The organism is Burkholderia sp. BCC1985, from assembly GCF_905339915.1.
GTDB lineage: Bacteria > Pseudomonadota > Gammaproteobacteria > Burkholderiales > Burkholderiaceae > Burkholderia.
On the sequence record NZ_CAJPGY010000035.1, the window covers coordinates 22,286 to 45,304 of the forward strand.

At 69.1% G+C, this 23,019-nt stretch carries 22 protein-coding genes; 5 read left to right on the top strand and 17 right to left on the bottom strand.

The genetic code is table 11. The features are described 5' to 3' along the window. Positions 1-15 precede the first annotated feature (15 nt). The 13 genes from sctT to U4Z31_RS27915 all read right to left on the bottom strand — a co-directional run bounded on the left by sctT (position 16) and on the right by U4Z31_RS27915 (position 13,165). Positions 16-825, bottom strand: coding sequence for a type III secretion system export apparatus subunit SctT (sctT, locus tag U4Z31_RS27855; RefSeq protein WP_124667327.1), 810 nt, complete (start codon positions 823-825; stop codon positions 16-18). Further along, positions 819-1,568, bottom strand: coding sequence for a hypothetical protein (locus U4Z31_RS27860; RefSeq protein ID WP_321812013.1), 750 nt, complete (start codon positions 1,566-1,568; stop codon positions 819-821). Before U4Z31_RS27860 ends, sctT begins: the two co-directional genes overlap by 7 nt. Next, entirely contained in the window at positions 1,561-2,946 is a 1,386-nt protein-coding gene (gene sctN, locus U4Z31_RS27865; RefSeq protein WP_124893035.1) for a type III secretion system ATPase SctN, read from the bottom strand. The genes U4Z31_RS27860 and sctN overlap by 8 nt, the downstream gene beginning before the upstream one ends. Further along, the gene (sctL, locus tag U4Z31_RS27870; protein WP_321812014.1) at positions 2,943-3,572 is read right to left on the bottom strand and encodes a type III secretion system stator protein SctL; all 630 of its coding nucleotides are present in this window, start codon (positions 3,570-3,572) and stop codon (positions 2,943-2,945) included. Before sctL ends, sctN begins: the two co-directional genes overlap by 4 nt. Next, positions 3,554-4,294, bottom strand: coding sequence for a SctK family type III secretion system sorting platform protein (locus U4Z31_RS27875; RefSeq protein ID WP_321812015.1), 741 nt, complete (start codon positions 4,292-4,294; stop codon positions 3,554-3,556). The genes sctL and U4Z31_RS27875 overlap by 19 nt, the downstream gene beginning before the upstream one ends. Then, on the bottom strand, positions 4,291-5,178 hold the full coding sequence (sctJ, locus tag U4Z31_RS27880) for a type III secretion system inner membrane ring lipoprotein SctJ (RefSeq protein ID WP_321812016.1): 888 nt from the start codon (positions 5,176-5,178) through the stop codon (positions 4,291-4,293). Before sctJ ends, U4Z31_RS27875 begins: the two co-directional genes overlap by 4 nt. Before the next feature lie 53 nt (positions 5,179-5,231). Next, a complete protein-coding gene (locus tag U4Z31_RS27885) occupies positions 5,232-5,720 on the bottom strand; it encodes a hypothetical protein (protein WP_321812035.1) in 489 nt (162 codons plus the stop codon). A 124-nt stretch (positions 5,721-5,844) separates the two neighbouring features. Beyond that, complete coding sequence (locus tag U4Z31_RS27890) at positions 5,845-6,054, bottom strand: hypothetical protein (protein WP_044847609.1); 210 nt, start codon at positions 6,052-6,054, stop codon at positions 5,845-5,847. Positions 6,055-6,205: 151 nt separating this feature from the next. Further along, complete coding sequence (gene sctD / locus U4Z31_RS27895; protein WP_321812017.1) at positions 6,206-7,582, bottom strand: type III secretion system inner membrane ring subunit SctD; 1,377 nt, start codon at positions 7,580-7,582, stop codon at positions 6,206-6,208. Continuing rightward, positions 7,563-9,605: a type III secretion system outer membrane ring subunit SctC gene (sctC, locus tag U4Z31_RS27900; protein WP_321812018.1), complete on the bottom strand. Its 2,043-nt coding sequence runs from the start codon at positions 9,603-9,605 to the stop codon at positions 7,563-7,565. The genes sctD and sctC overlap by 20 nt, the downstream gene beginning before the upstream one ends. Further along, positions 9,605-9,883, bottom strand: a complete 279-nt coding sequence (gene sctS, locus U4Z31_RS27905) for a type III secretion system export apparatus subunit SctS (RefSeq protein ID WP_044847606.1) — start codon at positions 9,881-9,883, stop codon at positions 9,605-9,607. Before sctS ends, sctC begins: the two co-directional genes overlap by 1 nt. After that, a complete protein-coding gene (sctV, locus tag U4Z31_RS27910; protein WP_044847605.1) occupies positions 9,880-12,093 on the bottom strand; it encodes a type III secretion system export apparatus subunit SctV in 2,214 nt (737 codons plus the stop codon). The genes sctS and sctV overlap by 4 nt, the downstream gene beginning before the upstream one ends. 238 nt (positions 12,094-12,331) lie before the next feature. After that, positions 12,332-13,165, bottom strand: coding sequence for a helix-turn-helix transcriptional regulator (locus U4Z31_RS27915; protein ID WP_321812019.1), 834 nt, complete (start codon positions 13,163-13,165; stop codon positions 12,332-12,334). A gap of 280 nt (positions 13,166-13,445) precedes the next feature. On the opposite strand from U4Z31_RS27915, the gene U4Z31_RS27920 reads away from it, so the two are divergent. After that, positions 13,446-14,351 (top strand): helix-turn-helix transcriptional regulator, encoded by a 906-nt coding sequence (locus tag U4Z31_RS27920; protein WP_321812020.1) that lies wholly within the window; start codon positions 13,446-13,448, stop codon positions 14,349-14,351. An 84-nt stretch (positions 14,352-14,435) separates the two neighbouring features. Here U4Z31_RS27920 and U4Z31_RS27925 read toward each other — a convergent pair whose 3' ends face one another. Then, on the bottom strand, positions 14,436-16,082 hold the full coding sequence (locus U4Z31_RS27925; RefSeq protein ID WP_044847603.1) for an Nramp family divalent metal transporter: 1,647 nt from the start codon (positions 16,080-16,082) through the stop codon (positions 14,436-14,438). Between the two features lie 112 nt (positions 16,083-16,194). Beyond that, entirely contained in the window at positions 16,195-16,332 is a 138-nt protein-coding gene (locus U4Z31_RS27930; protein ID WP_193759822.1) for a hypothetical protein, read from the bottom strand. Between the two features lie 252 nt (positions 16,333-16,584). Here U4Z31_RS27930 and U4Z31_RS27935 point away from each other — a divergent pair, with 252 nt between their 5' ends. The 3 genes from U4Z31_RS27935 to U4Z31_RS27945 all read left to right on the top strand — a co-directional run bounded on the left by U4Z31_RS27935 (position 16,585) and on the right by U4Z31_RS27945 (position 19,271). Then, a complete protein-coding gene (locus U4Z31_RS27935) occupies positions 16,585-16,914 on the top strand; it encodes a hypothetical protein (protein WP_193759831.1) in 330 nt (109 codons plus the stop codon). Between the two features lie 487 nt (positions 16,915-17,401). Next, positions 17,402-17,671 carry a hypothetical protein gene (locus U4Z31_RS27940; protein ID WP_321812021.1) on the top strand — a complete coding sequence of 90 codons (270 nt, stop codon included), beginning with the start codon at positions 17,402-17,404 and terminating at the stop codon, positions 17,669-17,671. Between the two features lie 112 nt (positions 17,672-17,783). Then, positions 17,784-19,271: a carbohydrate porin gene (locus U4Z31_RS27945; protein ID WP_321812022.1), complete on the top strand. Its 1,488-nt coding sequence runs from the start codon at positions 17,784-17,786 to the stop codon at positions 19,269-19,271. A 91-nt stretch (positions 19,272-19,362) separates the two neighbouring features. Here the strand turns inward: U4Z31_RS27945 and treA are convergent, their stop codons facing one another. Both treA and U4Z31_RS27955 read right to left on the bottom strand, forming a co-directional pair. Then, entirely contained in the window at positions 19,363-21,078 is a 1,716-nt protein-coding gene (gene treA, locus U4Z31_RS27950) for an alpha,alpha-trehalase TreA (protein WP_044847601.1), read from the bottom strand. A 179-nt stretch (positions 21,079-21,257) separates the two neighbouring features. Beyond that, positions 21,258-21,458, bottom strand: coding sequence for a hypothetical protein (locus tag U4Z31_RS27955; RefSeq protein WP_185500302.1), 201 nt, complete (start codon positions 21,456-21,458; stop codon positions 21,258-21,260). Here U4Z31_RS27955 and U4Z31_RS27960 point away from each other — a divergent pair. Continuing rightward, positions 21,409-22,797: an MFS transporter gene (locus U4Z31_RS27960; protein ID WP_321812023.1), complete on the top strand. Its 1,389-nt coding sequence runs from the start codon at positions 21,409-21,411 to the stop codon at positions 22,795-22,797. The two genes, U4Z31_RS27955 and U4Z31_RS27960, sit on opposite strands and share 50 nt — an antisense overlap. The last annotated feature ends 222 nt before the right edge of the window (positions 22,798-23,019 follow it).

Sequence of the window (23,019 nt, forward strand, 5' to 3'; positions counted from 1 at the left end):
GTTCCGGCGGGGCCGTCACGCGCCGCCGTGCGCGGCGAACAGCGCGCGCAGCAGCGCCATCAACCCGCTATCGGGGCTCAGCAGCGCGTGCAGCGACGCGTATACCACCGGCAGGAACAGCACCATCATCAGCACCGCGAGCGCGCTCTTCAGCGGCTGCGCGAACACGAAGATGTTCAGCTGCGGCACCGCGCGCCCGACGAGGCCGATGCCGAGCTCGACCAGCACCAGCACGATGATCACCGGCGCGGCGAGCTTCACCATCCATTCGAAGATCGTGTCGGTCTGCCGCACGACGAAGGTCTGCAGCATCGACGAGAAATCAGGGCCGAGCGAGCCGATCGGCCACCACGCGTACGACTGCGCGAACAGCTGCACGAGCACCTGCAGCCCGCCCGCGGTGACGAACAGCGCGATCGCGACGAAATTCAGGAACCCTGACGTCGGGCCGCCCTCGTGCCCGCCCATCGGATCGAAGAACGCGGCGCTGCCGCTGCCGGTCTGGAAATCGATCAGGTAGCCGACGCCCTGGATCGCGAACAGCACCGCGCTGAACGCGCCCGCGAGCAGCATGCCGATCACCGCCTCCTTCGCGACGAGCAGGCACCACATCAGGAACGGCAGCGCGGCGACCTGCGCGGGGTCGATCACCGGCGCGACGAACGCGGCGATCACGACCGCGATGCCGTTGCGCACGAGGCCCGTGACGATCTGCTCGTTGAACACCGGCACGACGAACATGATCGGCAGCAGGCGCGGCATCACGTAGAGCAGTGGACGCAGCGTGCCGGCGATGTCGTTGAAGTTCGCGGCGTGGTCTAGCATCGGCGCTCCGCGGCGGCGGGCGGCGCCGCATCGTCGACGGCGGCGGCCGGGACAGTCGCGCCGCCCGGGTCGGCGTTGCCGGCCGCTGCGCGCGTGTTTGCCGTGTTTGCCGTGTTTGCCGTGTTTGCCGTGTTTGCCGTGTTTGCCGTGTCCATCGCGTCCACCCCCGCCGGTCGCGACACCATTTCCGCATCGAACGCGGCCGCCATGTCACGCTGCCCCGATGCATGCCCCTGCGCGTCGCCCGCCCACACGCCGGCCGTCGCGAAGCGCCGCACCGCATGCGCATCCGCGACTTCATCGGCGTCGCGCTCGACCCGCGCCGCGCGCGCGTGCAGGGCCTTCTCGCCGGCCTTGTCGAGCTTGTCCTCGGCGGCCTTCGCCTTGCGCGCGGCGCGCTGCAGGTCGGCGAGCGTGGCCTCGTGATCGCGGTGCACGTGCGCGGCCTCGCTGACCGACGCGTGCGCGACACCGATATGGCGGTCGAACGTGCGCGTATCGGCCGCCGCGTTCTGCAACGCGCGCGCCTCGCGCACGTCATCGGCGAGGCGCGTCTGGATCGCGGCCTTCGCCGCGACCTGCTGCGCAAGCTGCGCGTGCGCGGCGTCGAGCGCGCGCCGGCTCTGCGCGGCGATGCCCTGCTGGCGCGCGGCCGCCACGCGCGCGATCTGGCTGCGCATCTCGCGCACGCGCTTCAGGCGTGCGAGCGTCGCGAGCACGAGACGGTCGTCGGCTTCAGACATGGTCGTTCGCGAGTTTCGTCAGCTTCGCGAGCAGCGCGTCGAAACGCACGTCCTCGTGCGACGCCTGCGCGCAGAACGCGCCGATCGCATCGCGCGCACGCAGCGCGAGATCGCCAAGCCGGTCGCTGCCTTCGCGGTACTCGCCGATCTGCACGAGCAGCTCGATTTCCTGGTACTTCGCGATCAGCTCGCGCACGCGCGCGGCCGCTTGCTGATGCGCGCGGCTCGCGACGAGCGGCATCACGCGCGACAGGCTCGCGAGCACGTCGATCGCCGGATAGCGGTTCGCGAGCGCGATCTTGCGCGACAGCACGATGTGACCGTCGAGGATCGAGCGCACTTCCTCGGCGATCGGATCGGATTCCTCATCGCCTTCGACCAGCACCGTATACAGCGCGGTGATCGAGCCGGTCGCGCCCTGCCCCGCGCGTTCGAGCAGGCGCGGCAGCACGGCGAACGTCGACGGCGGGAAGCTGCGCCGCGTCGGCGGCTCGCCGCTCGCGAGGCCGACCTCGCGCTGCGCGCGCGCGAAACGCGTGAGCGAATCGACCAGCAGCAGCACGCGCTTGCCCGCATCGCGAAAGTGCTCGGCGATCGCGGTCGCGACCAGCGCGGATTTCACGCGCTCCATCGCCGGACGATCGGACGTCGACACGACGACGATCGAGCGGGCGCGCACCTCGGGCGACAGGCTGTGCTCGATGAACTCGCGCACTTCGCGGCCGCGTTCGCCGACCAGCGCGATCACGTTCACGTCGGCCTGCGCGCCGCGCGCGATCATCCCGAGCAGCGTGCTCTTGCCGACGCCGGACGGCGCGAAGATGCCGACGCGCTGGCCGATGCCGAGCGTCATCAGGCCGTCGATCACGCGCACGCCGGTCGGAAACGGCGTGTCGATCAGCTTGCGCGCGAGCGGGTTCGGCGGGTCCTGCTGCGTCGACACCCACGCGGCGCCCGTCACCGGCCCGCGATCGTCGAGCGGCCGGCCGAGCCCGTCGAGCACGCGGCCGAACAGCGCTTCGCCGACCGGAAACACGTGCTCGCGCCCGGACGGCACGACACTCGTCTCCGGCGACAGCCCGGCCACGTCGCCGAGCGGCGTGAGCAGCGTGGTCTGCCGCGAGAAGCCGACCACCTCGGCGAGCAGCGTCGGCTGGTTCGGCGTGCGCAGCTCGCAGATCTCGCCGAGCCGCGCACGGATGCCCGTCGCGTTGAGGATCTGCCCGACCGCGTGATTGACGCGGCCCTGCACCGACACCGGCGAGAAGAAGGCGAGCCCCGCGTCGAGATCGCCGACGAGGCGGCCGCGATCGAACGGCGCGGCATCGTCGTCGCTCTCGCGGCCGTTCGGTTGCGGATCGTCGAGCGGCGCGTTCATCGCGGCGAGCCCTTCAGCGCGTCGCGGCGGATCGCCTGGCGCAGCGCGTCGATCTGCAGGTCGAGGCTCGCATCGATGCGCCCGGACGGCGTCTCGACCGTGCATGCGTGGCGTTCGAGCTGCGCATCCTCGACGATGCGGATCCGTTGCCGGTTCGACTGGCCGGCGAACGCGCGCTCGAGCGCGTCGCGCATCTCGTCCTCGCGGCCCGGCGCGACCCGCACGATCAGGAACGCCTCGTCGCGCACGAGCGGCGCGATCCGCGCGAGCGCAGCCTCGTACAGCTTCTGCGTGGGCATCTCGCCGACGATCGCGCGCACGGCTTTCACGACGATGTCGGCCATCGAATCCTTCATCGACTCCATCGTGCGCGCGGCGGCCAGCGCCTGCGTATAAGCCTGCGCCGCATGCTCGCGCTGCGCGCGGCGCATCCCTTCGTCGTAGCCGGCCGCCTGGCGCTTGTCGAATTCGCGCTGCGCATCGGCGACGATGCGCGCGGCCTCGTCGCGCGCGGTCGCGATCACCGCGGACGCGTCGAGCAGCGCCGCGTATTCGCGCTCCTTGAGTACCTTGCGCTCCGACAGCAGCTGCAGGTTGTCGCTCGTGATCAGAAAAGCCAGTCCCATGACGCAAGCCTCTCGGGAATCAGAAACAGAAACAGCAATTCGCCGAACTGGTCGCGCTGCGCGCGGTTCAGCCAGTACGGCGCTTCGTCGTCGATCGCGCGGTTGAATTTCAGCCGCGCGCGCCGCGCGACCGCATCGCCCGCCACGCCGATGAAATCCGCGAGCAGCCGCCCGCCGCGCGCACGGATCACCACCGGCAGCGCGGCCGGATCGGCACGCCACGGTTCGAGCGTGTCCGCGAGCGCACCGAATTCCGGCGCGCGCTCGAGCGCGAGCTCCAGTGCATCGCCGCCGAGCTTCGCCGCGACTTCCGCGCGAATGCGGCGCACGGCCAGCGCATCGCGCAGCCAGCCGCGATGCAGCAGCAAGCCCGCATACGATGCGAGCTGTTCGAGCGCCGCGCCGGGCAGCAGCGCGAGCCGCGCGCACGGATTCGCGAGGTCGAAGTCGTGATGTTCGGCCACGCCGTTCGCATCGAGCAGATGGCGCGCAAGCAGCTTGCGGCCGGCCGGGCCGAACGCGTCGGGCGAGCGGTAGCGCGCGGGCCAGTCGGCCGGCACGCGCGTCACGTGCAGATAACGGTCGGGCCGCAGGTTGAATTCGCAGACGAGCGCACGAAACGCCGCGCGCCGCCCGGCGGGCGGCGCCGCGAGAGATTGCAGCCACGGCAGCGACACGGCGTCGGGCGCAACGCCCGGCGGCAGCACATGCGGCTCGTTCATGCGCCGTCGCGCGCGCCGTCCGGCGTGCGCAGGCTGCCGCCCGACTGCGCGGACGCGCCGCCTGCACCGTTGCCGCCGCGCGGTACGCCGCCGACCAGCCCGGCCAGCCGCGCGCCGAACATCCCGCGCCGCGCGGCCGACAGCGCGATCACCGCGCAGGTCAGCAGGATCAGCGCGAACACCAGCCAGCCGAGCGGCGAGCGCAGCCGCAGGATGTCCGACACCGCGCTGCCGATCCCGTCCACGCGCGCCGTGCGCGCGGCGGCCGGCTGCAGGAACAGCGACACGTTGTCGTACTGCAGCCCTTCGATGCTGTGCGCGACGAGATCCTTGACCATCGGCGCCATCGCGCGCAGGTCCACGCCGGGCCGGTAGCGGATGTACACGGCCGCCGACGACGGCTTGATCTTGTCCGCGAGCGGATCGTTCTCCGGAATCACGACCTGCACGCGCGCGACCACCACGCCCTCGATGTCCTGCAGCGTGCGCGACAGGTCCTGCGACACGCCGTACAGGTAGCGCACGCGCTCCTCGGCCGGCGTCGACACGAGCCCCTGCTTCTGGAACAGCTCGCCGAGGCTCGCGTAGCTCGGCTTCGGCAGCCCGTTCGCCTGCAGCACGGTGAGCGCCGACTGCATGTCGCCGTCCGCGACGCTCACCTGCCATGCGTTGCGATCCGACGTGTCGCGCGCGTCGTTGTCCTTCGCCGCGCTGATGCCCGCGTCGCCGAGCACGGCAACCATCTGGTTCGCATCGCGCTCCGACAGGCCGGAGTAAAGCTCCTTCTGGCAGCCCGCCAGCAGCGCGAGCAGCCCCGCGAGCAGCGCACGCGCCGCCCGGCTGCGCCACGCATGCAGGCGCGGCGTCGAATCGATCGTCGTCATCGTTTGTCCGCTTCAGGGCGCGCGGCCGGTTCAGGCGCACGCACCGGCTTTCGCTACTCCTGGGTCTTCAGCACCGTGTGCGTGAAGCCGTTCGCCGCCTGCGCGACCGACAGGCTCAACTGGTATTCCGAAATCGTGGTGGTCGCCGTCCACTGGAAATCCATCGCCTTCACCATCGTCATCAGCGGATCGCTGCGGTTGTCCGCCATCGACGTCAGCATCTCGGTGCGATGCTTGTCGATGTTCGCGTACCGCGTGTCGAGATCGTTGCCGTAGGTGCGCAACCGCTCGACGAGCGACGAATGGTTCGCCTGCGCGGGTGTCGCTGGCGTCATCTGCACGGCCGGCGCCGCATCGGCCGGCGCACGCGTCATCGCGACGCCCGACGCCGACGGCGACGTCGCGGCCGGCGCGGCACCCGGCTGCATCAACGCATCGAACTGGCGCACCTGCGCCGGATCGGACGCCGTGCCCGCCTGCTGCACGGCACCCGCGAGCGCGGCCGCGCCCGGGGGTGCCGCGCCTACGCCTGTTACCGACATGATCGTGTCCTCCTTGACCGGCAGCGCCGGGAACGGGCCGGCCGCCACGCGCATACGCCCCGCCGGGCGCCCGTCACGGGCGGCCCCGGCATCCGGCGTCGCGCGGCACGGCCGGCGACCGGCGTCATGCGCGGCCGGCGGAACTCAGGTGTTGCGCAACCTGGGCGTTCGCCGTCCCTTCCTGCGCGGTCACTGCGTTGCTGGTTTCGAACGTCGCGGTCGACTGCTGGACCTGGAAGTTGATCTTCGTCAGTTCGAGCTGCGTCTTGGTCAGGTCGTCCGCCTGCTGCTGGACCTGTTGCGTGTTGTTGGCACCAGTCGGGGGGGTACTCATGTTTCGCTCCTTTGCATGTACGTCATTGAACTGCTTCCCTGTTCCGGCGGCGGCCCCATGCCCCGCCGGCGACGTGACGCGCCGCATGCGCGCGGCGTGTCGCGTAATGCGCGCACCGCGCGACACGCGATGCGCAAGTCCCGTCGCGGCGCTAGTGCGCCGCCGCCTTCGATGCGCCGGCCGCGGCAACCGCCGGTACCGCTGATACCGCCGGTACCGCCGGCGCATCCGGCAACAACGCCGGTCCGGGCACCGGCTGCGCGACGCCGGCCGCCGCGCCGCTCGCGAGCGGCGGCACGGGCGGCGCCGGCGCCCGCCCGGGCGCGCTCGCGGACGGGCCGCCGAGCGGCATCGTGATGCGCTGGCCATTGCGTTCGAACACCACTTCGTCGGGGCCGATCGACACCACGGTCGGCCCTTCCTTCAGCCGCGCGCCTTCGAAATAGCGGCTGCCATCGGCCGTCTCGATGTAGCGCTGGTCGCCGTCGCCGGCGAACACCGTCGTGATCTCCGGAATCCCCGCGACGCCGCCGAGCGTCGTCGCGGTGCGCGGCGCGGCCGCATCGGCGTCGCGCACGTGGTCGACTACCTCGAGCGCCGGGCGCGCGTCCTTCATGTAGTTGCGGATACGCGGCTCGATCTGCGCGCGCTCGGCCGCCCCCGTCAATTCGGTCCGGCCGCGGCCGAGATAGGTGACCGTCAGCGCCGTGTCGCTGAAATACGTCTGCGCGGTCGCGACGAGATCGCTGACCACGTAGAGATTGCCGAGCGCCGCGTTGTCGACGCCCGCGACGATCTGCGCGACGCGTTCCCGCGCGGCCGGGTCGCTCACGTAACCCGACACGATCACGCCGTCGTCGCGCGGCGCGACGGCGAGCTCCGGATACGCGTGAAGCAGCTGCTGCAGCCGGTGCGTGCGCGCGAGCACCGACTCGTGCTGCCACGGCAGGCGCCCCGACCATGCGACGAAGCCGTAACCGAGCGCGCCGAGCAGCACGCCGATCCACAGCGCGACGACCGCGATCACGAGCCGCCGGCTGCCGAGGCGGCGCAGCCCGCCGGTGAGCCAGCCGAGCCACGCGGCCTCGCGCGCGGCGTCCGGCGCGTCGGCCTCGTCGGGCACCGCGACGCTCGCCTGCGCATGACGCGCGATGCCGAGCTTGATCGAGCCGACCGTCACGACATCCTGCGGCGTCATCGAGCGGCGGCCCGCGCCGAGCGGCGCGTCGTTGAACAGCACCGGCGCGCCGCCGTCGCCGCCGTGGTTCTGCACCGTCACCGCGAGCGCGCCGACCTGCAGGCATACCTGTTTCGCGCCGATCTCGCGATCGGGCAGGATCACTTCGCAGTCGGCCGCGGTGCCGACCCAGTTCGCGCCGCGCGCGAGCGACATCGTGCGGCCGTACATCGGCCCGCTGAGGAAGCACAGGTTCCACGGCGACGCGAGCGCGGGCGCCCCGGCCGCGGCGCCCGCCGTGCCGCCGGACAATGCGCCGTCGCCGTGCGGGTCAATGATGGTCGTCGACATGGGTGGACGCTCCTGCGGTCGTCGCCACCGGCTGCGCCGCCGAATCCTTCGGCGGCGGCGGCAGCGCGGGCGGGCCGAACTTGGTGCCGGGCAGCGGCGCGGGCGTGAGCGGCACCGCGATGTCGTTGTCCGGCGGGCGATACATCGACGTGCCGTTCGAACCGGCCGGCCCGTCCGCGCCCGGGTTCACCGGCGCGCCGTCCGGCGCGTACATCGACGCGGTCGTCACCACGCGCGGCGTCAGCAGGTAGAACCGCTCCATGTGGTTGCCCGACTTGTCGGTGTACTTGAACAGGTTGCCGATCAGCGGGATGTCCGACAGCCACGGCACGCCGCTCTTGTTCAGCCGCACCTCGTCGTCGTTGAAGCCCGCGATCAGGAGGCTCTTGCCTTCGTCGATCATCGTCTTGGTGACGATGTTGCGCTGCTGGATCACCGGCACGTTCGACACGGCCTGGCCCGGCACGATGTTGCCGTCCTGGATGTCGATCGACATCATCACGCTCTGCGGGTTGCCGGACACGGCGGCCGCATTGCGGATCGCCTCGTCGACGATCATCGGCGTCACCTTGATGCTGGTGCCGGTCGTCACGCTGTACAGCGACGAATCCTGGTAGCCCTGCACCTGCACGTAGAACTGCGTGAGGTTCTCGAGAATGGCCTCGGTGTTGTCGAGCGCGAGAACCTTCGGCTTCGAGCGCAGCTGCGCCTGCCCCTTCTGCGCGAGCGCGTTCACGCGCGTGAGCAGGTAGTTGCGCAGCGAGCCGCCGATCGACGCGGTCAGCGCGATGCCGGTCGGCATGAAGGTGCCGGTCTGCCCCGTCTCCGACGCGCCGACGCCGAACGTCAGCGGCGGATTGCCGGCGCCGTTGTACTGCGTGTTGCCGTTCAGCGGGTTCGCGCCGTTGCCGATCTGCACGTCGCCGTGCGTCGTGTGCAGGCGCCAGTCGATCCCGAGACTGTCGAGCGAATCCTCGTTGATGTCGATGATCGTCACGTTGATCTCGACGATGCGTGGCCGCTCGTCGAGCTGGTTGATCAGCGACTGGTAGCGGTACATGTTCTCCGGCAGGTCGCGCACGATCACCGCGTTGATCGCCGGATCGGCGACGATCTGCGGCAGCGTGTCGCCACCGCCGCCGTTCGAGAACGGCGAGACGCCGCCGGCAGCGCCGTCGGCACCGCCATAGCCGCCCTGGCGCGGGCCGCCGGCAATGTCCGGGAAGTCGAGCCGAGGCACCGCGATCGTCAGCCCCGAGCCGAGCTTCACCTGGCGCGCGGCCTGCCCGAGCGGCGTGCTCGACGGCAGTTCGCTCGTGCCGCCGCCCTTGCCGAACAGCCGGCGCAGGATCGTCGCGACGCCCGGCACCGTCACTTCCTTGCCCGAGCGGTTGATCGTGAAGTCGGACGCCCAGCCGTACCGGAGCCGGAACGCGCGGATGTCCGCATGCGCGCCGTTCGCCGACGGATCGCCGACCGAGCCGACCGCCTGCCGCACGAGCTCCACGTAACGACGCGGGCCGGCCACGTACACGCTGTTCGCGCGATCGTTGATCACGAGCGTGTAGCGCTTGTCGGGAATCTGCATCGCCTGCAGCGCGCGGCCGATCTCGCCGGCCGCGTTCGGCGGGATCGGGATCATCTGCGTCTGCGACTGGTCGGCCGGGTCGACGTACAGGAACGAGCCGTCGTAGTACCACGTGAGCCCGTAGGTCGAGCAGATCGTGTCGAGCGTCTGCTGCGGCGTGCCCGAGAAGCGGCCGCTGATCACGCCGTCGACCTTCGGGTCGACCACGGCCGTCACGCCCTGCGACGATGCGAGCTCGCGAATGAAGTCGCCGATCTTCTTGCCGTTCGCGACGATCGTGAACGGCTTGTTGCGCCAGCGCAGGTCCGCCGCGCGCGCCGGCTGCGCGACCGTCACGCACAGCGACGCCGCGAGCAGCGCGGTCGCGCACATGGCGAGCGCGGCCCGTTGCAGGCGGCGCGGTTGAAACCGGATCGGGGCGACGCGTCGACGCATCAAGACACTCCTGTGGAAGAAACGAACATGCGTTCCAGCGCCTGCTGCGCGAAGCGCAGCACCTCGCTGCCGAGCCAGCCCGACAGCAGCACGAGCGCGACCATCACGGCGATCAGCCGCACCGCGATGCCGAGGTTGGCGTCCTGCACTTGCGTGACGGCCTGCAGGATCGCGACGACGAGGCCGGTGACGGTGGCGATCAGCACGATCGGCAGCGACAGCAGCAGCACCAGCATCAGCGCCTGCCGGGTCAGGTCGAGGATCGTCGAGCTCGTCATTGCACGACTCCCGGCGCACGCACGCCGGCGCCCGCGCCGAGCGTGCCGTCGTCGGGCGGGTTCTTCACCCAGCCGACCGTATGCAGCTGCACGTCCTCCTCGACCTCCTGGTACGACAGCACCGCGAGTTCCGGCAGCACCGGCTGCAAAATCGTCTTCACGTAGCGGCGCGCGCCGAGCGCGACCATCACCGCGAGCCGCGCGGCGCCCGGCGGGTTGCCGTGACCGCCCGCGCCTGCCGGCTGCGCCGCCGTCGCGGCCTGCACGATCGCGCGCACCTGTTCGCCGATGTCCTGCTTGATCGCGCTCGACAGCGCGAGGAAATTGCCCTGCTTCGTGCGCATCACCGCGTTCTCGATCCGCTCCTGCAGGTTCTGCTCGAACAGCACGACGCGCAGCTGCCGCGTCGCGCCCGCATGGCGATCGGTGATCATCCGGCGCAGGTCGACGCGCACCAGCTCGACCAGCGCGATCACGTCGTCCGGCTCGTTCGGCGCCCACGTGATCAGGCTTTCGAAAATCACGCGCAGGTTGCGGATCGGCACCTGCTCGGCCAGCAGCCGGCGCAGCACCTCGGTCACGCGCTGCAGCGGCACGAGCCGCGTCAGTTCGCCGACGAGTTCCGGATGCTCGCGGCGCACCAGGTGCACGAGCGCCTGCGTTTCCTGGATGCCGAGCAGCTCGTCCGCATGCTGGCGCACGATCTGCTCGACGTGCGCGGCGAGCGCGCCTTCGCTCGTCAGCCACTTGCCGTCCGGCGCCGCGCCGTCGGGCTTGATCCACAGCGCGGTCGCGAACGGGCCGAACGCCTCGGCCGGCTGGCGCTCCGCGCGCTCCGGCAGCGGCGCGACGCCGTCCCACAGCAGCCAGCCCGGCTTCAGCGCGCCATGCGCGGCGAGCACGTCCTGCAGATAGATCCGGTACGTGCCGGGCGCCGCCCCTTCGTCGTCGTTCAGCGTGATGCGTGGAAACACCGTGCCGATGTCCGCGTCGACGCGCGCCTTCGCGCTCGACAGCGCAGTCTGCAGCTGCGCGAGGTTCAGCGTCGTGCGCAGGTCGTCCGACAGCGACACCGCGATCAGCGACGTGACGCCTGCCGCATGCGACACCTTCGCGGGCTGGCCGTCGTCGGTCGCGCCGATGCGACCCGCGATATGAATCAGGTTGAAGCTCGGCGCGGTCGTCTTGCGCTTGAGCTGCGTGAAGGCGAACGCGCCGAGGCCGAGCGCGATCAGCGCGAACGACCATTTCGGAAAACCGGGCACGACGAGGAACCCGGCCAGCACCAGCGCCGCGATCAGCAGCGCGCGCGGATGCGCGCCGAGCTGCTCGCCCAGCTGTTCGCCGAGCTGGCGCTGCCGCGTGTCGCGCGTCGCGACGCGCGTCGTCACGATGCCCGCCGCGATCGACACCAGCAGCGACGGGATCTGCGACGCCATCCCGTCGCCGACCGTCAGGATCGCGTAGCGCTGCAGCGCCTCGCCGATATCCATCCCGTGCATCAGCGTGCCGACCGCGATGCCCGCGACGATGTTGATGAACGCGATCACGAGGCCCGCGATCGCATCGCCCTTCACGAACTTCATCGCGCCGTCCATCGCGCCGTGCATCTGCGATTCCTGTTCGAGCTTCTCGCGGCGCTCGCGCGCTTCGTCGGCGCTGATGATGCCCGCGCGCAGGTCCGCGTCGATGCTCATCTGCTTGCCCGGCATCGCGTCGAGCGAGAAGCGCGCGCCGACTTCGGCGACCCGCTCCGAACCCTTCGCGATCACGATGAACTGCACGACGGCGATCACCAGGAACACCACGCCGCCCACCACGACGTTGTTGCCGACCACGAGCCGGCCGAACGCGTCGATCACGTGGCCCGCGTTCGCGTGCAGCAGGATCAGCTTGCACGACGCGATGTTCAGCGCGAGCCGGAACAGCGTGGTGAACAGCAGCAGCGCGGGAAACGACGAGAAGCTGACCGCCGACGGCACGTAGGTCGATACCGTCAGCAGCACGACGCTCGCGGCGAGGTTCAGCGAGATCATCCCGTCGAGCGCGGCTTGCGGCAGCGGCAGGATGAACAGCGCGACCACCGACACGATGAACGCGGCGAGAAACAGGTCGGCGCGCGGCGATGCCCCGAGACGTCGCCCGGACACGCTGCGGCCGGCGGAAAAGATCCGCTGCCAGTCGCGAGGGAGCGCCTTCGGTTCTGCCATCGTGCCGTCGTCCTGTCGTTGTCGCCGGCGGACGCGGGCCGTCATGCCCCGCGTCGCGCGGACCGTTGAATGGGACGAGTGTAGCGACGCGCAACCGCGTAAAAAGGGATGCGCCTCGTAGCGTCGCAGCCGTTTTCCGGTGACGATCGGATCGGACTACGAAACCCGGCGGCGCCTGCGCGCGCGCATCGCCGGAACCGCTTCCATCGCGCGGCTGGCGCCGCGCGGGCAGACAGGGTCAGGACTCCAGACGGCGCGCGGCGAGATACGCGAGCTGCGCGCGGTTCTGCACGTTGAAGAGTTTTTCGAGCGAGCGGATATGGTGACCGACCTTGTGCAGCGACGTGCGCAGCGCGCTCGCGATCTCCTGGTCGGACAGCCCGTGCACGAGCCGGTCGAGCACCTGCTGCTGCTCGTCGCCGAGCGCGAAGCCGCGCATGCGCGCGATGCGCGCCTCGAGAAACGGCAGCGCGACGCGATGCACGGCGAGGCTCACCGACAGCGCACCGCCGATCACGCGATCGTCGATCCATTCGGTGCCGTGGGCTTCCGACGTCACGTTCACGGCAACGCGCAGGTCGAGCCGCGGCGCCGACAGGCTGAAGATCACGCCGCTGTTCATTGCATGCGCGCGCAGATGGCCGGCCAGCGCGAGCACCTTGCGGTCGCCGCTGCCCTGCGCCGCCGACTCGATCTCGTCGAGCCGCCATGCGACCGGGAAGCCGCTGCTGCGCACCTGCGCGAAACGCGGGTCGCTCTCGTAGAGCATGCCCTCGATATACGGCTGCATGAACGTCGCGGGCGCGAGGTCGCGCAGCAGATGCGCGCACAGGATGCGCCGCCCGATCATCTCGTAGGCGCCGTAGCCGAGCGTGCTGAAACCGATTTGCCGCAAGCGCGCATGGCATTGGGAGAAATCGACGGAAGCGAGGTCGGATTTACCGGGCGCGATTTGAATGCCGGTAAAAACGTCGCGCCCGATTGCATGAATTTCTTTCGAATAAGCGGCAGCGGCCGCGATATCGGCTTGCGAGAACCACTCGACGCGTGGCGCGTCGTCAGCATATGTCATGAGGAGCCCACCCCTTCCCAATATGTGAACCTGCCCCGTCACGATTTGGTCTTTTCTTTATGATTTTCTGGTCGACTCTATACCGGTGCGAATATGAACCTTTCGCCCGAATTAGTATTACGGCATATTACGCGCATACAGGCATTTTTGTACAATGCCCCCGCGTTTCGTCTGGATGACGATCGGCGCAAATCATAAAGATGCTCGATCGCATCGTCGCGGGCACCGTGCACGACACGGCTGCCGCTGCGCGATGCGCGTCGATTCCGAGGGATGGCTCATGTCCGATATTGCATTGCAAGAAGAAGCGGTCGCCCCAACCTTGCCCCGTCCGCCGCGGCGGACGGTCGCCTGTGCCGACGCGTCGAGAGCGCGCCCGGTGCAGGTCGTCTGGTGCGACGACGTCAAGCGCGACGACATCGCGCAGCCGCACGCGCCGAAGCTCGGCGTCGCCGATACGCTCGCGCACGCGCAGAGCACCGCCGAACGCAACCGGATCGTCACCAGCCTGCTGCACCTGACGGGCTTCTCGACGTTCGCGTATTTCGCGCTCGAATTCTCGCGGGAGCGTGTCGAAAGTCTCTACCTGCACGAGGCGTTCACGCCGCCCACCTATCGCGGCGACTACGTCCGGCACAACCATCACGACATCGATCCGCGCACGCTCGACGCGCGCGTGTGCAACATGCCGATCGTGTGGGACCTGCAGCAGCTGCGCCGCGACCACCGCGAGCGCGACGGCGGCCCGTGCGTGAGCCCGGCCGCGCTCGACGGTTTCCTGCAGACGATGCAGGACGACGGCATGTGCAGCGGCATCATGTATTCGATGGCCGTGCCCGGCACGCGGCTGCACGCGTTCATGAGCTTCACCGCGCCGCGCCGCACGCGCGAGTGGATCACGCCGGCGACGATCGAGCAGGCGCTGTCGATCGGGCTGTCGGTGCACAAGTTCGCGTCGCCGCAACTGATCGCGACGTCGCGCGAACGCGCCGTGAACGGGCTCACGCCGTTCGAGCAGGAACTGCTGCTGGGCATCGCGGAAGGCGCGTCGGACAAGGAGATCGGCCGGCGCCTCGACACCAGCGCGCACAACGTCGACTATCACCTGCGCAAGCTGCGCAAGCGCTTCGGCGTCGCGAACCGGATCCAGCTCACGTACCTGACGTCGAAGCTCGAGCTGATCTGACGCGCGCGCTCTGCCCGCGTAAACGCACATGCCGGCCTCGCGGGCCGGCATGTGCGCAACACCAGGAGATGACGCCGAACGGCGTTACTTCAGCAGCGTCATCTGCACGACCTTGACGATCACGAGACCGACCGCGATCACCAGATAGCCGCGCAGCACGGCCATCCAGACGCGCGTCGCGACCGTCATGTTCTGCGGTTCGAGCGTGTCGAGCGGCGGCATGCGCCAGGTGGCGCGCAGCGCGCGATCGATGCCCGGCTCGACGACGCGCTTGTTGCGGCGGATCAGTACCGTCGCGAGATAGCCGGTGATCGCGAGCACGGTGCCGCCGACCAGCACGTCGATGATCGCTTCGCCGCTGATGTCCGGATACATCACCGACGCGGTCAGGATGATCGACAGCAGCACGAGCACCCAGATCACCGCGCCCGTGAAGATGTTGAGCTTCGTCGAGTTGACCCACGGGCCGAGCACCTGGCGATCGTTGCACAGCACGAGCAGGAACACCGTCGCGCTCGGCAGCAGCACGCCCGCGAGCGTCTGCACCGCTTCGGTCAGCAGGCCGAGCGGGCTGCCCGGGATCAGCACGAGCGCGGCAGCGGCCGCGACGATCCCGAAGTAGACGAGATAGAAGCCCTTCGCGTCGGACACGCCGCGATGCAGCGAATGACGGATCTTGAACACGTCGCCGATCGCGTACGCGGTCGACAGCGACACCGCCGCCGCGCCGATGATGCACGCGTCGAGCAGCGCGACAGCGAACAGCGTCGCGCTCGTGCGGCCCGCATACTTCTCGAGGCCCGCGATCACGCCGCCCGCGTCGCTGAAGTTGCCCGCTTCCGAATGGCCGCCGAACAGCGCCGCGCTGAAGCCGATCATCGCGACCGCGCCGATCAGCACGAACGCGATGCCGATCCACAGATCGACCTTCTCGTACTTCATGAAGCGCGGCGTGATGCGCTTGTCGATCACGTAGCTCTGCTGGAAGAACAGCTGCCACGGCGCGACCGTCGTGCCGACGATGCCGATCACGAGCAGCATCACGTCGGACAGCTTCGCGTGCGTGGGCCAGTTCGGCACGAAGAAGTCGCGCGACATCTGCGCCACCGGCGGGTGGATCGACACGAGCACCGGCACGAGCAGCAGGCTCAGCACGCACAGCACGATCGCGAACCGCTCGAAGCGCCTGAAGTCGCCGGTACTCACGGCCGCCATCGTCAGCGCGGCCGCCACGCACACGCCCGCGATCTTCGGGAGCCCGAAGAAAGCCAGCACGAACGTGATGCCGATGAACTCGGTGACGATCGTCAGCGCGTTGAGCAGGAACAGGTCGATCACGCTGAACGCGCCCCAGAACTTGCCGAAACGCTCGAAGATCAGGCGCGCATGGCCGACGCCCGTGACCGCGCCGAGGCGCAGCACCATTTCCTGGTTTACGTACAGCACCGGCACGAGCAGCAGCAGCGTCCATAGCAGCGTCGTCCCGTAGTTCTGGCCGGCCTGCGTATAGGTGCCGAAGGCGCCCGCATCGTTGTCGCCGACCATCACGATGAGGCCGGGCCCGATGATCGCGAGCAGCGTGCGCAGGCGCGCCCACCACGTGCCGCGCGCGGCGGTGTCGTGATGCGCGATGGTGCCGAGCGCGCCGCGGATGTCGCCCAGGTGGGCTTCGTCGAGCACGGCACTGCGTTCGACGGCGATCGGTGGAGAGACGTTGGATGGCGTGGACATGATGAATTCCGTACGACTGGTTTTTTTCGGTCAAGCGTGTGGTCTTGGAATGCGCACGCGTAACGAGCCCGGAGCCCGCGCGCGCATGCCGAGACGCGCTCGGTGTTTCAGTTCAGCAAAGCAGCGATTTCAACCGGTTGAACAAACGGGAAAACACCCGCGGACGGGCGTCGAGCATCGGCATCGCGTCGTAGTGCGGATGCGATCGCGTGACTTGCGGAAGATTCGACAGCAGAAGGCCGAAGTTCATGGTCTGGCTCCTGACGGCAGCGGCATGCATGCCGGCCGCGTGGTGGGTGCGGGGCCAGTCCGGGGCCTGAACGACGTGTCAGGCTAGTCGGCCGGAATGTCCCTGCGACCCGGGTTCAAAAGGGTCTGTTGGTGCAACGGGCATAAGGGACAACTGTCACTGTCGTTCATGGCGGCTCCTGTGCGGTGTTCCGGAGAACACGGTTGGCCGCCGCCCGGCGCGCGGGCCGCCGTTCGGGTGCATGCGAAACGCATGCGCGAACGCGGCCGCGCGCCGGGCGGCGGCGAAACCGGATGGCGCATGCGCAAACGCATCACGCTGACCGGCGCGAATCTGGGTGCACGAGGGGGTTACTGCGAAATACTGCTGCGCGCACCGTTTGCCTGGGGGACAAACGGCGGCTTCGATGAGGCGCGGACGTCGGTCGCTCAGGCGGAAACTTCGTTCGAAGATCGACTACTGCAGGCGTCCAAGGCGGCGGCCCCAAGAGTGAAGATGGCGGATTCTATGGACCGGCCGAAACGGAAGTCAACCCTTTGGAACCGGCTTGACGGAATATTTTTTCGGGTTCATGCGAGCTGAAAGAATCGCGCCCGGAATGACGCGCCGCAACCTTTCAGCGCCTCGACGCGCACGCGCCGCCGATGCGTGCGAGCAACAGTCGCCGCACGCCGCCGGCGGGCGGTCGCAGCGGGCATCGACCGGCCCGGAGGGGGCGGCGCACGCGGTGCGAAATGCGCAACGCCGCCGCCTTTTTTGCTTGCACCGCAGCAAAACTCGCGACTACAATCCGCCCCAATTCATCAAGGGAGTCCCTTCGTGGACGCATGCTCCAGTTGCAGTTCGATGCCGGTCCAGGCCGGCCAAGCCATCGCGAGATAGCAGCCAGGCGCATGTCTTTCGCCGCTAGCTCGCCATCGTCGGGTTAGCGCGCTTCCTCCCGGGCCGGCATCGCCGGATCGTCCGTGTCGCACGCTCCGTTACGTTCCAACCGCCGAGCGCCGGTCGCGTCATGCACCCGCGCTCGATCACGTCGTCCGGCATGCGCCGGACCGGACGGAGGCACGTCATGTTGTTTCAATCGCTCATGGTCAGACTCAAGCAACTCGCGCGTGTCGTGTCCGACCGCTCGTTCGCTTCGGCCCTTGCACCGCTCGCCCACACGTTCGGCAACTGGCGCGGCAGCGCGCTCGCGCACCTGCCGGCGGCACCGCGCCCGCTCGACTGCGTGCTGGCCGGCGCGATGGCGGCCGCCGTCGCGCTCGTCGCGCTGCTCTGTGCGACCGCATCGCGCCTCGGCTTCACGCACGTATGGCGGATCGGCGGCTGGCTGCCGTAACGGGTCGCGCGCGCAACGCGCAGCATGCCCGCGCGCCGCCGCCCGCACCTGCGCCATCGCTTCACGTTTTCACTGCTTCAGCCAAACCAATCACTCGAATCATGGAGCCCGCATGAAAAATCGCTTCGCATCCGCGCCGCGCACAGCGCGCCTCGACACGCTCGCCGCGCTGTTGCTGTCGCTCGCGGCCGCGCCTGCGTTCGCGCAATCGTCGTCACCAGCCAGCGCGGCCGAACCGGCGGCCGGAGCCAGCGACACTGCCGCCGCCCCCGCCCAAGCCGCCGCTGCCGCGCCCGCCCCCACCGGTTTCTGGGAACGGTCGAACCTGCTCGGCAACATGGGCGGCCTGCGCGACGTGCTCGGCGATCACGGCGTCACGCTGAACCTGCAGGAAACCAGCGAGTACCTGTACAACGCCGCGGGCGGCACGCAGCGCGGCGGTGCCTACCAGGGCCTCACGCAATTCGGCTTCAACGTCGATACGGAGAAGGCGATCGGCCTGCCGGGCGGCACGTTCAACGTGTCCGGGTTGCAGATCCACGGCACCAACCTCACGCAGCGCTATTTGCAGACGCTGCAGACCGCGACCGGCATCGAGGCGAATTCGACCACGCGGCTGTGGGAGCTCTGGTACCAGCAGGCGTTCCTCGCCGGCAAGGCCGACGTGAAGGTCGGCCAGCAAAGCGTCGACCAGGAATTCATGGTCAGCCAGTACGCGGCGACGTTCATGAACGCGACGTTCGGCTGGCCCGTGCTGCCGGCGACCGACCTGCCGGCCGGCGGTGCTGCCTATCCGCTGTCGTCGCTCGGCGTGCGGCTGCGCGTGAAGCCGGCCGACGCGTGGACCGCGATGGTCGGCGTGTTCGACGGCAACCCGGCCGGCCGCAGCGACGGCGATGCGCAGGCGCTGAACGCGCACGGCACCAACTTCAACCTGCGCAGCGGCGCGTTCGTGATCGGCGAACTCCAGTACGCGCTGAACGCGCCGCCCGCCGACCCGAAGGCACCGCAACCGGCCGGCCTGCCCGGCACGTACAAGCTCGGCTTCTGGTATCAGTCGCAGCACGCGAACGATCCGCGCGTCGGCACCGACGGGCTGTCGCTCGCGGATCCGGCCAGCAACGGGATCCCCGCCACGCATCGCGGCAACTACGGTTTCTATGCGGTTGCGGATCAGATGGTATGGCGGCCGTCGGCGGACAGCCCGCGCTCGGTCGGCGTGTTCGCGCGCGTGATGGGCGCGCCGGGCGATCGCAACGTCGTCGATTTCGCGGCGAATGCGGGCGTGACGCTCAAGGCGCCGTTCAAGGGCCGCGACGACGATACGGCCGGCATCGCGGTCGGCTACGCGAAGATCGGCTCGCATGCGCGTGCGCTCGACGGCGACACCGGCAGGCTTGCGACGCCCGGCTATCCGGTGCGGCGCGCGGAAACGGTGATCGAGGCGACCTACCAGTACCAGGTCGCGCCGTGGTGGCAAGTGCAGGCCGACCTGCAGCACTTCTTCCGGCCGGGCGGCGGCATTCCGGACCCGAACGCGGCCGGCGCGCGCATCGGCGACGAAACGGTGGTCGGCGTGCGCACGACGATCACGTTCTGACATCCGCGCATGCGAAACGGGCCGGACTGCCGCGCGCGCGGCGATCCGGCCCGTGCTCGTTCAGGTGCGTGCATGCAATGCACGCGGCCGGTCACTCGCCATACAGCCCGAGCAGTTTCAGCGTGACGCCGTTGGTCCAGCCGAAGCCGTCCTGCAGTGGATATTCGCCACCCCCGCCGCCGCCCGCGCCAGCCCCTTCGACCACGTACTTCTCGACGAGCTTGCCTTCGGTTGCATATACATGCTTCACGTCGGCCAGAAAGCGCGTGCCGATGTCCTTTGCGAGCGCCGGCTCGCCGTAGCGGCGCAGCCCGTCGATCGCGATCCACTGCAGCGGCGCCCAGCCGTTCGGCGCATCCCACTGCTGGCCCGTGTTCGCGGTCGTCGTTGCGAGGCCGCCCGGCTGCAGCAGCGTCTTGCGCACCTCTCGCGCGGTCGCCTTCGCACGCTCGGGCCACGCGACACCCGCGAACAGCGGATACAGCGCGGCCGCCGTCACGCCGTCGCGCGGCTTGCGCAACTGCCAGTCGTAGTCGCCGTAATAGCCGCGACGGTTCCACAGATAGTGGTTGATCGCAGCCGCGCGCCGCGCCGCCCGTCCGGAGAAATCCGCGACACACGCGAAGTCGCGCGTGACCGCGCAGCCCTTCACGATCGTCGTCTCGAGATGGAACATCAGGCTGTTCAGGTCGACCGGCACGATCGCCGTCGTGCGGATGGTCGCGAGCGTCCTGCCGTCGCCGAACCAGCGCGAGCTGTAGTCCCAGCCGCTTTCGGCACCCGCGCGCAGGTCGCGGTACACCTCGTTCGCGGGGCGATCCGGCACGGCCTTCGCGGTCGTCACGTCCTCGAGATACGACTCGTCGCGCGGCGTGTCGCTCGCGTCCCAGTAGCGGTTCAGCACCGCACCGTCCGGCATCGCGACCACGTTGCGCGCGGCCTGCCCGCGCGGCGTCGTCGTTTCGCCCTGCATCCAGTACGCATGCTCCTTGCGCAGCGCCGGCAGGTATTTCTGGTAGACCTTGTCGCCTTCGGCCTGCGCGGCGAGCGTGACCATGTACGCGAAGAACGGCGGCTGCGAGCGGCTCGCGTAGTACGTGCGGTTGCCGTTCGGGATGTGGCCGATCGTGTCGATCAGGTATGCGAAGTTGTCGAGCATGTCGTCGACGAGATCCTCGCGCCCCGACACCTGCAGCCCGAGCATCGTGAAATAGGTATCCCAGTAGTAGCCTTCGCGGAAGCGGCCGCCCGGCACCACATACGGCTTCGGCAACGCGATCAGCGAACTGTACGGCGGCACCGTCGTGCTGGTTCGCGTGAGCTGCGGCCACAGCCAGTCGATGTGCTGGCGCAGCGTCTGGTTCGCGGGCGGCGTGACCCCGCCTTCCGGCGGCGGCGTGAAGTGCTGGTCGACGAACGCCTTCAGCGAGAAGCCCGGCTGCGACTTCTGTTGCTGATACAACTGTACGATCGTCGCCGGATCGGCGTTGGGCGTCGCGTCGACGAAGGTCTTCTGGTCGGGATAGAGTTGCGCCGTCTGCACCGCGACGAACAGGTCGCCGTAGAGCTGGCTCGGCGGCGGCAGCAGCGTGCCGGAAGCCGGCGCCGTGGCGGGCGCGGCGGACTGGCTGGCCGCCTGCATCGCGGCCTGGTTCGCGGCCTGGTTCGCACTGTCGGCCTGCGCGGCGCAGCCGGCAACCGCGAGGTAAGCGACGGCGAGCACGGCGGCCCAGCGCAGACGCGGCGCGGGCACGGATGGATGCGAGGCAGGATGCGATGCGGTCGATGCGGCGCGACGTGACGTCATGACGTGTCCCCTCCTTTCGATGATCAATGGTTCGGCAGGGGTCTCGTTCGCGCGTGCGCTCGTCTCGATGGCCGTCGATCGATGCGCGTCGTTGTCATCCGCGGATGAGTTCCGACTGTCGCACGAAACGCGCATCGCACGCAAGTTTCGCGGCGGCCCCCGCGGGCGCGCGTCATATGTCATGTCATGGACCGCACCGGCAGCGCAGTCGTCTCTTCTTCCACGCGCGCTAACAGGAACGACTGTTGCAACATGCGGAACGAGCGTTGTCTCGCGTGACGCAACGACCACATTGTGGGCATAATGGCGTCTTTACCGCGCGCCCTGCCCATGTCGCCCGTCTTTCTAGCACCGCTCATCGTTGCCTGTGCGTTGTTCATGGAAAGCGTCGACGCGAACATCATCGTCACCGCCCTGCCCGCGATGGCGAGGGACTTCGGGCACAATCCCGTCACACTGAACATTGCGATCACGGCCTACGTGGTCGGCCTCGGCGTCTTCATCCCGATCTGCGGATGGCTTGCCGACCGCTTCAGCGCGCGCGCCGTGTTCCGCACCGCGATCGGCATCTTCGTCGCCGGCTCGCTGATGTGCGCGGCCTCCAACTCGCTCGGCGTGCTCACGTTCGCGCGCTTCGTGCAGGGCGTCGGCGGCGCGATGATGGTGCCGGTCGGCCGGATCATCATCTTCCGCGCGGTGCCGCGCTCCGATCTCGTGCGCGCGATGAACTACCTCGCGATTCCCGCTCTGTTCGGGCCGACGGTCGGGCCGCTCGTCGGCGGCTTCATCACGACCTACCTGCACTGGCGGATGATCTTCTTCATCAACGTGCCGATCGGCATCTACGGGATCTACCTCGCGAGCAAGCACATCGCGAACACGCACGAGGCCGATCCCGGCCCGCTCGACTGGTTCGGCTTCCTGCTGTCGGCGAGCGGCGCCGCGCTGCTGCTGATGGGGCTCACGCTGATCGACGGCGCGCTCACGTCGCGCGGCAACGCGCTCCTGATGTGCGCGGCCGGCGCGGCGATGCTCGCGCTCTACGTGCCGTACGCGCGCCGCAAGGCGCGGCCGGTGCTCGACCTCAGTTTCCTGAAGATCCCGACTTACCACGCGAGCGTGGTCGGCGGGTCGCTGTTCCGCATCGGCCTCGGCGCCGTGCCGTTCCTGCTGCCGCTCGCGCTGCAGGAAGGCCTCGGCATGAGCGCGTTCCACTCCGGGCTGATCACCTGCGCATCGGCACTCGGCGGCGCGGTGAGCCGCTCGACGGCCACCCATACGCTGCGTCGCTTCGGCTTTCGCACGGTGCTGATCTACAACGCCGCGTTCGCCGGGCTCGCGATCGCCGCCTACGGCGTGTTCCATCCGGGCATGGCGACCTGGGCGATCTGGATGATCGTGCTGGTCGGCGGGATCTTCCCCGCGCTGCAGTTCACGAGCCTGAATTCGATGATCTACGCGGATATTTCGCAGGCCGATGCAGGCCGCGCGACGAGCCTCGGCAGTGTCGTACAGCAGATGTCGCTCGGCCTCGGCGTGACGGTCGCCGGCCTCGTGCTGCACCTGTCGCACTGGCTGCAGGGGCATCAGACGATGGTGTGGTCGGATTTCTGGCCCGCGTTCGTCGTGGTCGGGCTGTGTTCGTTCGCATCGATTCCGATCACGCGGCGGCTGCCGTCCGGCGCCGGCGACGAGGTCGCGCGCGGCAAGCGGCAATGAACGGGCTGGCTGGCGGGAAAAGGCAGGCGGCGGAATCACAGCCACACAAAAAAAATCAGCGGACATCCACACGGGGCCGGTGCACAGCCGCATGGATGTCCGCTCAGGGCTCCGGGTCTCTCGTTGGGGGTTGAGAATCCCGGATCTGCTTCCTGCGTGCCATGGACATATGTGCGTCGGAAGCCGAATCGTTGCGCGCACATTTCGTCGCGCCATGACTGC